The organism is Coleofasciculus sp. FACHB-1120, assembly GCF_014698845.1.
GTDB lineage: Bacteria > Cyanobacteriota > Cyanobacteriia > Cyanobacteriales > FACHB-T130 > FACHB-T130.
In genome coordinates this window covers 18509-29989 of the sequence record NZ_JACJTV010000045.1, presented here as the reverse complement: position 1 = coordinate 29989, position 11481 = coordinate 18509, and the positions used below count along the sequence as shown (strand labels likewise).

11 protein-coding genes, 1 tRNA gene and 1 pseudogene are annotated in these 11481 nt (G+C 47.8%); 10 read left to right on the top strand and 3 right to left on the bottom strand.

The features are described 5' to 3' along the window. Positions 1–113: pseudogene (locus H6H02_RS24565) on the bottom strand (photosystem II D2 protein (photosystem q(a) protein)); the annotation flags it as partial. 428 nt (positions 114–541) lie between these two features. On the opposite strand from H6H02_RS24565, the gene H6H02_RS24560 reads away from it, so the two are divergent. The 5 genes from H6H02_RS24560 to H6H02_RS24540 all read left to right on the top strand — a co-directional run bounded on the left by H6H02_RS24560 (position 542) and on the right by H6H02_RS24540 (position 3640). Next, complete coding sequence (locus H6H02_RS24560) at positions 542–808, top strand: hypothetical protein (protein WP_190822737.1); 267 nt, start codon at positions 542–544, stop codon at positions 806–808. A gap of 23 nt (positions 809–831) precedes the next feature. Continuing rightward, the gene (locus tag H6H02_RS24555) at positions 832–1509 is read left to right on the top strand and encodes an ABC transporter ATP-binding protein (protein WP_190426205.1); all 678 of its coding nucleotides are present in this window, start codon (positions 832–834) and stop codon (positions 1507–1509) included. 120 nt (positions 1510–1629) lie between these two features. Further along, a complete protein-coding gene (locus H6H02_RS24550) occupies positions 1630–2178 on the top strand; it encodes an NYN domain-containing protein (protein WP_190822735.1) in 549 nt (182 codons plus the stop codon). Positions 2179–2292: 114 nt separating this feature from the next. After that, positions 2293–2364: transfer RNA gene (locus H6H02_RS24545), tRNA-Asn, on the top strand. Positions 2365–2392: 28 nt separating this feature from the next. Continuing rightward, positions 2393–3640 (top strand): aminotransferase class V-fold PLP-dependent enzyme, encoded by a 1248-nt coding sequence (locus tag H6H02_RS24540; protein ID WP_190822733.1) that lies wholly within the window; start codon positions 2393–2395, stop codon positions 3638–3640. 534 nt (positions 3641–4174) lie between these two features. On the opposite strand, the gene H6H02_RS24535 is transcribed toward H6H02_RS24540, so the two are convergent. After that, positions 4175–5503 carry a tetratricopeptide repeat protein gene (locus H6H02_RS24535; protein ID WP_190822731.1) on the bottom strand — a complete coding sequence of 443 codons (1329 nt, stop codon included), beginning with the start codon at positions 5501–5503 and terminating at the stop codon, positions 4175–4177. A 150-nt stretch (positions 5504–5653) separates the two neighbouring features. Here H6H02_RS24535 and H6H02_RS24530 point away from each other — a divergent pair, with 150 nt between their 5' ends. From H6H02_RS24530 to H6H02_RS24520, 3 genes are all read left to right on the top strand, one after another. Next, complete coding sequence (locus tag H6H02_RS24530; RefSeq protein ID WP_347342651.1) at positions 5654–6832, top strand: esterase-like activity of phytase family protein; 1179 nt, start codon at positions 5654–5656, stop codon at positions 6830–6832. 119 nt (positions 6833–6951) lie between these two features. Beyond that, a complete protein-coding gene (locus H6H02_RS24525; protein WP_190822729.1) occupies positions 6952–7332 on the top strand; it encodes a surface-adhesin E family protein in 381 nt (126 codons plus the stop codon). Between the two features lie 355 nt (positions 7333–7687). Continuing rightward, a complete protein-coding gene (locus H6H02_RS24520) occupies positions 7688–8278 on the top strand; it encodes a chromophore lyase CpcT/CpeT (protein ID WP_190822727.1) in 591 nt (196 codons plus the stop codon). Positions 8279–8330: 52 nt separating this feature from the next. Here H6H02_RS24520 and H6H02_RS26920 read toward each other — a convergent pair whose 3' ends face one another. After that, on the bottom strand, positions 8331–8501 hold the full coding sequence (locus H6H02_RS26920) for a hypothetical protein (protein ID WP_206757310.1): 171 nt from the start codon (positions 8499–8501) through the stop codon (positions 8331–8333). Between the two features lie 72 nt (positions 8502–8573). Between H6H02_RS26920 and H6H02_RS24515 the strand changes: the two genes are divergently transcribed. After that, complete coding sequence (locus tag H6H02_RS24515; RefSeq protein ID WP_190822725.1) at positions 8574–9728, top strand: NAD-dependent epimerase/dehydratase family protein; 1155 nt, start codon at positions 8574–8576, stop codon at positions 9726–9728. Positions 9729–9969: 241 nt separating this feature from the next. Next, positions 9970–11079 carry a glycosyltransferase family 1 protein gene (locus tag H6H02_RS24510; protein WP_190822723.1) on the top strand — a complete coding sequence of 370 codons (1110 nt, stop codon included), beginning with the start codon at positions 9970–9972 and terminating at the stop codon, positions 11077–11079. Positions 11080–11481: the final 402 nt, after the last annotated feature.

Sequence of the window (11481 nt, the reverse complement as noted above, 5' to 3'; positions counted from 1 at the left end):
AATAGCAGTAGGCCAGACCAGCCGACAAATACGAAGCGATCGCGCTTGAGCCAGTCGTCAATGGCATCAAACCACCCTCTTGAACTTGGCGCGCGTCCGACTGCAATAGTCATGACAGCAAATCTCCAAACAGGTTAGTTATAAGTACAGTCATCGAGGTTTCTGCTGGCTCCATCTGTAACTAGATGGGCTACGCAGAAAACAAACTAGGATGTCAATCTAGTTTACGATTCTTTACTGAGTTTAATCTTATTATGTCCAACTTGCACAGTTTTGGGTAAATTTATTTCACTCATTTTAATATTTAGCCGTAGGGGTGACAGCAGCGATCGCAGATGTTCATCACTCGCGACGGTTCAGGGGATGAGTGCGCTTAAAGTCTTGACTAGTAAAGGATTTGCGAAACTTACCAACACCAAGATAGAGGAGAAGAGGAAATTCTTTCTCCCCTGCTCAACGAATTTTTCCATCAGGCAGCAACTGGCTCGCGTCTGAGATACTAGGGATGTGGAGCTGATATTTAATTGCAATCGCTTAACTCATGTTTACAATCGACCTAATTTTGAAAAACACACCGATGTCGTTGTCGGTGCAACGGAAGTCAGAGGAAGATGCCCAAAGCGTTTACCAGGAAATTCTGAGTGCCATCCGCTCTGACAAAGCTCAACTGTTAGAACTCACTTGCGAACGCCAGCCGGAGAAAAAAATCGGCATTCTCAGTAGTGAGATTGTTGCCATTCAGGTATCTCAGAAATCCAGCACAGCATCGGCTGGAAGACCCCCAGGCTTTTTCGCCCTCGCTGAATGAACACACTTCCTGCTGGTGTCGAAATGGTCAAGCCTGCCATTCAAGTCAAAGACCTTTGCTTCAACTGGCCGAAAGGGGAGAAAGTCTTAGATTCCTGTTCGCTAGAGGTGCCCAAGGGTGAATTTTGGATGCTTTTGGGCACTAACGGCAGTGGAAAATCAACTTTGTTGAGATTGCTGGCTGGGCTGTTGCGTCCCCAAGCAGGAGAAATTCAGATTTTAAACCCGATTGGCTTTGTCTTCCAGAATCCCGATCATCAGCTGGTGATGCCGACGGTCGGTGCCGATGTTGCCTTTGGACTGGTGGAGGAAAATCTCTCGCCCGCTGAGATACGCGGGCGGGTAGAGCAAGCACTGGCAGCGGTCAATTTACTGGCGCTGGAACGACGTCCCATTTATGCTCTGAGTGGGGGTCAAAAACAGCGAATTGCCATTGCCGGTGCGATCGCCCGCCGATCGGAAGTCTTACTATTAGATGAACCCACCGCCCTACTCGATCCGGATTCTCAATTGGATTTAGTCGCGCAAGTGCAAAGCTTGGTAAAAAGCCGGGGTTTGACTGCCCTTTGGGTCACGCATCGATTAGATGAGTTAAATTATGCCGACGGTGCATTCTTACTGGAGCAGGGCTGCGTTGTGGATCGAGGAGAGCCAAAACGCCTAAGACAACGCCTCTTGCAAACTCAGGATTCCCCCTTATAAGCCAAGATTCTCCTTTAAGAGGATTCGCCGAGTTCTGCAAAAAGGACTACAGAAGTGACTTGCTATATTGTTAAGATAATGAAATAGTTATTTTCACCTAAAAAATCTTGGCTTAAAACAATGCAACGCCCATCCCCGCAGGCTGTTTTGCTCGTTGACGGCTACAACGTCATTGGACTATGGTCTTACCTGCAAAGAACCCGCGATCGCAATGGGCTAGAAGCCGCCCGTCTTGAATTAATAGAGGCTTTGGTCAATTACAGCGCTTTTAAGGGTTTTGAAACTCAAGTTGTATTTGATGCCCAGTATCAAGATACGCGCAGTAATCGTGAAGCGATTACCCACGAGCTATCAGTGTATTACACAGATTTTGGGCAGACAGCAGATACTTACATCGAAAAAACCTGTGCCTCCTTTCGTTACAATCCCTACAGATCGGCACGGCGCTTGATTGTCGCTACATCAGATCGGGCGCAGCAATTAACAGTGGTGGGGTATGGCGCAGAATGGATGTCAGCACCACAGCTGGCTTACGACGTGGAATCAACCGCTCGTGCGGTCATACGCAAAAACAGACCAAAGAAACACTCGTCGGGGCGGTTTTTAGCCAATTCCCTCGATGCAAAAGCTCGCGAACGTCTCGCTGAGTGGCGGCTGAACCAGAAATAGCTAGCACGAGTTCATCCAGCCTAAAAAAAATTTGCCAGAAAACTGCAAAAGGGCTTGACAAGTTATATTTGCACTCGGTAATATTAGTAACTGTTGAAAAGATTGAGTTCACGATCCTCAGTAGCTCAGTGGTAGAGCGATCGACTGTTAATCGATTGGTCGCAAGTTCGAATCTTGCCTGGGGAGTTTAATTAGTTTAATTGAAGGATGAAGCATGAAAGAGAAAATTTCAGACTTCATCCTTCGCCCTTCAGAATTTCAGAAGTTGTGGTCGCTTGACCCAGCGGTGACGTTCCTGAATCATGGTTCGTTTGGTGCTTGTCCACTGCCGGTTCTGGAAGCCCAACAACGCTACCGGGCGCAACTGGAAAGGGAACCTTTGCGATTTTTTGTGCGCGAATTTGAGCCACTGCTGGATGCCGCACGGGATGAGTTAGCCCAGTTCGTGGGTGCCGATCCAGAAGAGTTGGTATTTGTCCCGAATGCAACAACTGGAGTGAATGCGATATTGCGATCGCTTGGGGGAGGCGATTCTAGCACCTCCCCGCTTTATTTCTCCCAAGACGACGAATTACTGACGACAGATCAGGAATACAATGCCTGCCGCAATGCGCTCAATTTCATTGCCGGTCGGACTGGGGCGCGGATAGTTGTGGCGACAGTGCCTTTCCCCATCACATCGCCAAAACAAGTCATCGAAGCCGTGATGGAACAGGTTTCACCCAGAACAAAGCTAGCGCTGCTAGATCATGTAACTAGTCAGACAGGGCTAATTTTTCCTATCCAGCAGCTCGCTCGCCAACTGGCAGAGCGTGGCGTGGATACACTGATAGACGGTGCCCATGCGCCAGGGATGCTGCCGCTGAATCTACGGGAAATCGGGGCGACTTATTACACTGGCAACTGTCATAAATGGTTGTGTTCGCCTAAAGGAGCCGCATTTTTATATGTGCGGCGCGACAAGCAATCGGCAATTCGTCCGCTAACGATTAGTCACGGTGCCAACTCGCCCCGAAAAGAGCGATCGCGCTTTCATCTAGAATTTGACTGGATGGGCACCGACGATCCCAGCGCTTATCTGTGTGTTGCTGAAGCTATCCGGTTTCTGGGTTCGCTGTTACCGGGTGGATGGCGCGAATTGATGGCGCGTAACCGAGCAATGGCATTAACAGCACGGCAGCTACTGTGCGAAACGCTAAAGGTGTCGCCACCGTGTCCTGATGAGATGATTGGTTCGATGGCAGCTGTGCCATTGCCGGATGAAATTCCAGACAGCCCAGGAGAGATGCAAATAACGCCCCCGCTACAAGATGCGTTGTACGATCGCTTTGAGATTCAGGTGCCGGTGATTTATTGGCCTGCACCTCCCAAACAGCTGATTCGGATTTCAGCTCAACTGTATAACACTCCGGCGCAGTATGAATATCTAGCTAAAACCCTTGTAGATTTACTATCTAGCTGATGAAAGACAACTGAATAGAAACCATTAAAATACCCAGAAATTTTCCCGGTTAATAGAAAGTCACCTTAGCCTTGGCAGTCTTATTTCTCAATTTCTAGAACCGTGACTAAACTCACTTTTGCTTTGTTTACAAAAGTCAGATGTACCTATTTGGTGATTCCATAAAAAAAACGAACCAAGCATTTCTACTTGGCTCTAAGTGCAAACACCAAATTACCGGAGTCTATAACCAAGGGACAAAGACTATCTCAGGAAGGGAGCTAATTTTTATAGCAGTTCTAATATTTAACGTCTTTGCTTAGAACCGCACTACCTTTATGTTTATAAATATATCAATCACCAAAAAAAACTGAATCAATCTTCGGTGGGAAACTTCCTGTGTCTTTAACTCTCTCTGAAGGAATATAAAGCTTTCTATCTTGCTGAGACAACCGCCTTTAAAAGCAGAATGACCAGCCAGACCATTTTTGAGTTGGGATTGGAAATGCTGGCATCCTATCGATAACAAGAGATAAGCCTTCTCCAACCCGATATTTACTGCGAACTTTGCTGAGTCACTCGCGCTAGCTGATTGGCAAAGTAAGTTTCCTGATACTTTAACGACCTTGCTAATTCCAACCCTTGTTCAAACGCTGCTTTTGCTGGCGCTAAGTCTCCGCGTTCTAGATAAATCTGACCGATTTGGTCGTAGGTTTTCATCAAGTTATAGTAGTCGTAGGACTGCCGCTCTACCTGCAAAAGAGTTTGATAAACCTGCAAAGCATATTCAGGTTGTTTATAAGTTCGGTAGAGATCTCCTAGTTTTTTCAAAGCTTCGCTGGCAGAAGCAAACTGCTGTAAAGACCACGCTATGTTATAGGCTTCTTGGTAGTTTTTACTCGCTTCGTCTGGTTGTTTGAGAGCTTCGTAATCGCTAGCGATCGCAATCTTCAACGCTGGTATTTGAGCTAACTCATTATTGGCAAGGTAACTTTCTGCTAACCGTTGCTTCACTTTTAGAGAATTTTCCGGTTGCTTCGCCTTGTCGTAAATGTAAGTCAGCTGTTGCAGATAAACCACTTGGTTGACAGTATCGCCCTGTTGAGTGGCAAAACTCAGCAATTCCTCATAAGTTGCCGCCGCCTTGGGATAATCAAACCAGTTCAGGTGCAGTTGGGCAATGATTTTCAGGATTGCCTCTTCTGTGGCTTTATCCTGACGCTGCCTCGCATCAGCCAGCAACAGCTGATAATCTTCTAGGGCGGGGGCTGGCAGCCGTATCTGCTGGTAAGCTTGACCCAAAGCTTGCAACAGTTTTATGTCCACTGCCGAGACTGGAGAAGACAAAGCAATTTCTTCGGTTTTGCCTCCATTCTGGTTTGTTTGCTGGCGCGGCGTTTTGCCTTTTGGCTCTGGTGTCCTACCAAAAGCCCGATCCTGAATTGCTTGCAGACGCTTGGTGATAATTTGCAAATCAAGTTTTTGATTATTTTCCCAAGCGATCGCTCCCACTCGTCCTAGCGCTTCTACCTCTTCCACCGTCCCAAGCGATCGCCGCAGTCGCAATTCCCGATACCAAAGTTCAAACGCTGCGGGTGCATTACCGGCTTTAAGCTGAGCAGCTGCCTGGGCATTTAATTCATTGAGAGCCTGCCTAAGTTTGCTGATTTCTTCAGGAGTCAGGGGACGATCTACTTGAGGCTGCGGCAGCAGTGGATCGGGCGTCGTTATCTCTAAGGGGTTGGGTTTGGGTTTATTATCCGCCGCAGTTGCTGCCCATCCGGCAGAACCGGAACACAGTAGGAATAAAACGGCAGCCATTCCCAGCCCTAAAGCACTTGAGCGACGTTGCTGCAACCACAGACGAGTAAACAAATTTTGCATAATATTTTTGGCGCAAGCGGTTTAAATTGTTAATAACAAACTATACAAGCAGACCTGGTTAATATCAGAAGTTGTAGCGTTTCTCACCCAACTGACTGCTACAGTAAAGCGATAGTTTCCGCGCTTGTTGTGAAGTTTAGGAGAAAGCTGGTGAACGGTGGGCAATTTAGACCGCGATCTTGGGTGCTGGGGATAGCGATCGCCTTATTGACTTTTGTCACTTCCTGCGGAGTCCAGCCAGGAATGACTCAAGATCGAGTTTTTCTGGATCTATCCCTCGACTTTTTGGGGGAATACCAGCTGCCTAAGACGAAATTTAAAGATACACCTGTTTCCGGCTTATCGGGGCTGACCTACGACCGGAAGCAGAACCGTTTCTACGCAATATCAGATGACCGCAGTAAGTTTGCCCCAGCCCGGTTCTATACCCTCAACATGGTTATCGATGACGCTAGCGATGGCAAAATCGGCATCCAGAAAGTAGAAGTTGAGGACGTCACTTTTCTAACCAAGGAAGATGGCAACACCTATCCCAAGAGTACGGTGGATACGGAAGGGATTGCCGTGTCTCCTCAACAATCCGTATTTATCTCTAGCGAAGGGGTTGCCCGCGATGGTATTCCCCCCTTTATCGGGGAGTTTGACTTAAAAACTGGACGTCTGCGGCAGAACTTACCGATCCCGGAACGCTATCTTCCCGATGTCAGCGGCAATACAACACAGACTCGTGGCATCCAGAATAACCTGGGGTTTGAAGCCCTCACTCTCAATCCCGTCGGCACTCTCCCAGCAGCCGGGGAACCGTTTCGTCTATTTACTGCCACTGAGTCATCATTGATGCAGGATAGCGAAGCAATTAGTTCAAAGCTGGGAGCAAAATGTCGGATCTTGCACTATTTGCTCAGTGATGGCCCACCGCTGCTGATTGCCGAACATTTATACGAAATGGAACCGCCTCCGAGTGGGGCACTCAAAGATGGCTTGCCGGAGTTTTTATCTTTAGATGCAGGGGGGCACTTCCTCACCTTGGAACGTTCCTTGAGTTTGTTAGGTTACAGGGTTCGGATTTATCAGGCAGCAATGGGTGGGGCAACGGATATTTCTAGTATTCCCAGCCTTAAAGGTGAGCTTACTGGCATTGAGCCAGTGAAGAAAAAGTTGCTGTTAGATTTGGATGAAATAGGCATTCCGTTGGGCAATTTGGAAGGCATGACTTTTGGCCCCCGCTTGCCGGATGGCAGTCAAAGTTTACTTCTAGTCAGTGACGATAATTTCCAAGATAAACAGACGACTCAGTTCCTATTGTTCCGACTCAAAAGCAGGCGTTAAAAACAGTTAACACTCACATTTCTCACCCTTCAATGAATCTCGATAATTTTGGCAATCCCATGACTAAGTTGCTTACTTTTCAACATTCGCGTCTCGCTATAGTATCCGGGATAAGCTTGATGACAATGATTGCTACCTCAAGAGCGATCGCAGCTTGGGTACCCGTAAGCAAAACCCTTGACAACAACCCTATCTATATCGACGATGCGCGGATTGTTCGTCAGGGAAATCTTGTAGAATTCTGGCGACGGAATCTGTTTCAAGCTCCGGAAGCAGATGGTGCGATTGGGGTGGACAATTATCATGCAATAGAGTGTAAAAAAGGTGTATTCCGATGGCGTCGGTCAATTCGTTTTGACCAAAGCGGTCGAATTGTCGGGGATATCGATGTAGGTAAAAATGACAAACTGCTAGAAGCCAAAATTCAATCGGGAAGTATCATCGGAGATTTCTATCAAGCAGTGTGCCCAGCCCAGATAGAGGAACCCCAAAAAAAATAAGAAGACGGGGATTTTTCTCTTCAGCTTAAATCTATTTGAATGCCACAAGAAAAACCTCACCCCCAGCCCCTCTCCGTTCCCGGAGAGGGACGCTGGAAAATCTTTTTGTATCTGTAAGTGGGGTATCGTCAGCTTAGCGCCATTGTGGGGGAACCTGACGCTATTGGACTCGCCCTTACAGCTTTACTTCAGCCCCCAAAAACGTTTCCCCTAAAGCATCTCCGACAGAAAACCCCGTCAAGGACAACTGCATTCGTTCTAGTGGGTTCTATCGTTGTCAAGAAACTTCAGAAGGAGCGATCGCGCATCTTAAAATAAGGGGGATCATTTCTCAACAACGGCATTTTAATAAACAATGACGCATTCTACTGATATTGCTACCTTAGCTCGCTGGATGGCAGCAGATTTCAGCAACCAGGCACAAGCATTTGAAAATCCTCCCATCTTTGCCCATATCCGCGTCTGCATGCGTCCTCTACCGCTGGAACTCTTGTCTGGCGTGAGTTTCCTGGTAGAACAAGCGTATGACTATATGATTAATGACCCATACCGGCTGCGGGTTTTAAAGTTAATTACCTCAGGCGATCGCATCGAAATTGAAAACTACACAGTTAAGAATGAAGAACAATTTTATGGTGCCTCCCGCGACCCCAAGCGCCTGCACAACCTCAAAGCAGACCAACTGGAAAAATTACCAGGCTGTAACATGATCGTCGAATGGACAGGTCACAGCTTCAAAGGTTACGTCGAACCCGGTAAAGGTTGTATGGTGGTTCGCAAAGGTCAAAACACCTATCTCGACAGCACCTTTGAAATTGACGAAAACAAGTTTATCAGCCTCGATCGGGGACGCGATCCCGAAACCGATGAGCATATTTGGGGATCGGTCGGGGGTCCTTTCCAATTCGTCCGTTGGGGAAGTTTTGCCGATGAAGTGAAAGTTTAAAGGGTTGAAAGCTAAAGGTTGAAGGTTCCTATCAACAAGGAACCTTCAACTTTTAATCTGGAGGTCTTAGACACACTTGCACTCTGATTGCTGGACTGCCGCCACCAGGAAAACAACGCTTTCCTCCCAAAGAGTGATGACGAAGGAGGGAAGAAATACGAGAAAGAATCAAACGACTACAAGCTCGATGGGGTGTACCGGCGATCGCTAAGAAGGAATTCACTTCGATGGTCTAGAAGGTACCATTACCTGGTAAATTTACCGAGTGTTGGCAAGCAAGATTAATTGAACCCGTATGAAAGTCTTGGTTATTGGCGGTGATGGCTACTGCGGTTGGGCAACCGCGCTTTATCTTTCCAGTCGAGGATACGAAGTCGGCATTCTAGATAGCCTGGTGCGGCGTCACTGGGATATGCAACTAGGCGCAGATACCCTAACCCCTATTGCACCCATTCAACAACGCCTCCAGCGCTGGAAGGATCTCACCGGCAAATCCATCGACCTATTTATTGGGGATATCACTAACTACGAGTTCCTCCAGTCAGCGCTGCACCAGTTTGAACCAGAGACAATCGTCCACTTTGGCGAACAGCGTTCGGCACCCTTCTCGATGATTGACCGAGAACACGCCGTCGTCACCCAGGTGAACAACGTGGTGGGGACGCTGAATCTGCTGTATGCGATCAAAGAAGATTTCCCCGACTGTCACCTCGTCAAATTAGGAACGATGGGCGAGTATGGGACGCCCAACATTGATATTGAAGAAGGCTACATCACCATCGAACACAACGGGCGTAAGGATACTTTGCCCTATCCGAAGCAGCCCGGATCAATGTATCACCTCAGCAAAGTTCATGATAGCCACAATATCCACTTTGCTTGCCGGATTTGGGGGCTACGCGCCACCGACTTGAATCAGGGTGTCGTGTACGGCGTCTTGACAGAAGAGACGGGCATGGATGAGCTGTTAATTAACCGCTTGGATTACGATGGGGTCTTTGGGACGGCACTCAACCGCTTCTGTATCCAAGCAGCAATTGGGCATCCTTTGACCGTGTACGGAAAAGGTGGTCAGACGAGAGGCTTTTTGGATATTCGGGATACAGTGCGATGTATGGAACTCGCGATCGCGAACCCTGCCCAACCCGGCGAATTCCGCGTCTTCAACCAGTTCACCGAACTATTTAGCATCGGTGACTTAGCCGCAATGGTGAAGAAAGCCGGGAATTCCTTGGGGCTGAATGTTGACATCCAAAACCTCGATAACCCCAGAGTCGAGAAAGAAGAACACTACTTCAACGCCAAAAACACCAATTTGCTCGATCTCGGCTTACAACCTCATTATCTCTCCGACGCCCTACTCGACTCGTTGCTCAACTTTGCCGTCAAGTACCAGCACCGCGTTGATAAAAATCAGATCATGCCCAAAGTTTCTTGGCACCGTCAGTAATCAGGACTGAGGACTGAGGACTGTTAGCGAAGCGGTGCGAAGCACGGACTGACTGGAAACAGAGATAGAGGAGAGAGTGGCAACTAGCAAACAATTTGTTGGGTTGAATTGTTGCATTGAAAAGACAGATAAACTTTAATAACTCCTCAAGCTTGACCGTTCATTGAGTCCTTAGCCCTCAGCCGCGATCGCTCTTAAATCTATCACTCAGTCCTAAGTTCTCATCCCTCAGCACTGAATTATGCGAATTGCTCTTTTTACCGAAACCTTTTTGCCCAAGGTTGACGGCATTGTGACGCGCCTGCGCCACACCGTTGAACATTTACAGCGCAGCGGCAACGAAGTGCTGATTTTTTCCCCTGATGGTGGGTTGACGGAGTATAAAGGAGCCAGGATTTACGGAGTTTCTGGCTTCCCGTTGCCTTGGTATCCAGAGTTGAAAATGGCTTTTCCCCGTCCATCCATTGGTTATCAACTGGAGAAGTTTCAACCCGATATTATTCATGTTGTCAACCCAGCTATTTTGGGGCTAGCGGGTGTGTATTATGCCAAAACGATGCAGATTCCCTTGCTGGCGTCTTATCATACCCATTTACCCCAGTATCTCCAGCATTATGGCTTGGGAATGTTAGAAGGTGTGCTGTGGGAATTTCTCAAATCAGCCCATAATCAAGCGCAGCTGAATCTCTGTACTTCCACGGCGATGGTGCAGGAACTCACCAGTCATGGCATCCAGCGAGTGGATTTGTGGCAGCGGGGAGTAGATACAGAATTATTCCAGCCCCACTTGTCAAGCCGAGAAATGCGATCGCATCTCAGCCAAGGACACCCGGAAAGCCCCTTATTACTCTACGTAGGGCGTCTGGGTGCCGAAAAGGAAATTGACCGTATTAAGCCCGTTTTAGCAGCCATTCCCAACGCTCGTCTTGCCCTAGTGGGAGATGGCCCCCATCGACAAGCCTTGCAACAACACTTTGCCGGGACGCCCACCCATTTCGTTGGTTATCTGACCGGCGTTGAACTCGCCTCAGCCTTTGCCTCAGCAGACGCCTTTATTTTTCCCTCACGCACCGAAACTTTAGGATTAGTGCTGTTGGAGGCGATGGCAGCCGGATGTCCCGTTGTCGCCGCACGTTCCGGAGGGATTCCCGATATCGTTACCGATGGCGTTAACGGTTACTTATTTGACCCAAAAGATGAAGAGGGAGCGATCGCTGCCACCCAGCGCCTCCTTGCCCATCAAGAAGAACGGGAAACCCTACGGCAAAATGCCCGCCTTGAAGCCGAACGCTGGGGTTGGGCTGCCGCCACCCGCCAGCTGCAAGATTACTACGCATCAGCGATTCGTTAAGCAATTCATTAACAGTCAATCATCATCTGTTAGGGTTCAGCAGTCAGGGTTTCAGGAAAACAACTGACAACTGACCCCAAAAATGCTGCTAATTAATACATATTCCTAAACACTACGGATGAGGATTTCAGGTCTCCGAGGTTAAATTAAGTTAGTAGGTGCTGAATTTACAAGTAAGCCAAGTAAGCGATAACCATTAACTCAGTAGGTGGACACCAAACAAACCCAACTTTAAAACCACTCTTTCTCTGTAGAGGCGCAAAAATTTGCGTCTGTCAGCTAGTTTCTTCGGAATTAACCGCGATTTTACGCTTTTACGGATATTTTGATTAAATTTAATGCATAAAAAGTGCGAATCGCTTACTAATAACAGCTAACAGCTAAAACCCCAGCTTGCAAATG

Bases quoted from the DNA above. Each gene is read 5' to 3' on its own strand.
- H6H02_RS24515 (WP_190822725.1), top strand. From the start codon at position 8,574: ATGAAAGTCTTGGTTATTGGCGGTGATGGCTACTGCGGTTGGGCAACC.
- H6H02_RS24540 (WP_190822733.1), top strand. From the start codon at position 2,393: ATGAAAGAGAAAATTTCAGACTTCATCCTTCGCCCTTCAGAATTTCAG.
- H6H02_RS24535 (WP_190822731.1), bottom strand. From the start codon at position 5,503: ATGCAAAATTTGTTTACTCGTCTGTGGTTGCAGCAACGTCGCTCAAGT.
- H6H02_RS24510 (WP_190822723.1), top strand. From the start codon at position 9,970: ATGCGAATTGCTCTTTTTACCGAAACCTTTTTGCCCAAGGTTGACGGC.
- H6H02_RS24525 (WP_190822729.1), top strand. From the start codon at position 6,952: ATGACAATGATTGCTACCTCAAGAGCGATCGCAGCTTGGGTACCCGTA.
- H6H02_RS24550 (WP_190822735.1), top strand. From the start codon at position 1,630: ATGCAACGCCCATCCCCGCAGGCTGTTTTGCTCGTTGACGGCTACAAC.
- H6H02_RS24555 (WP_190426205.1), top strand. From the start codon at position 832: ATGGTCAAGCCTGCCATTCAAGTCAAAGACCTTTGCTTCAACTGGCCG.
- H6H02_RS24560 (WP_190822737.1), top strand. From the start codon at position 542: ATGTTTACAATCGACCTAATTTTGAAAAACACACCGATGTCGTTGTCG.
- H6H02_RS24520 (WP_190822727.1), top strand. From the start codon at position 7,688: ATGACGCATTCTACTGATATTGCTACCTTAGCTCGCTGGATGGCAGCA.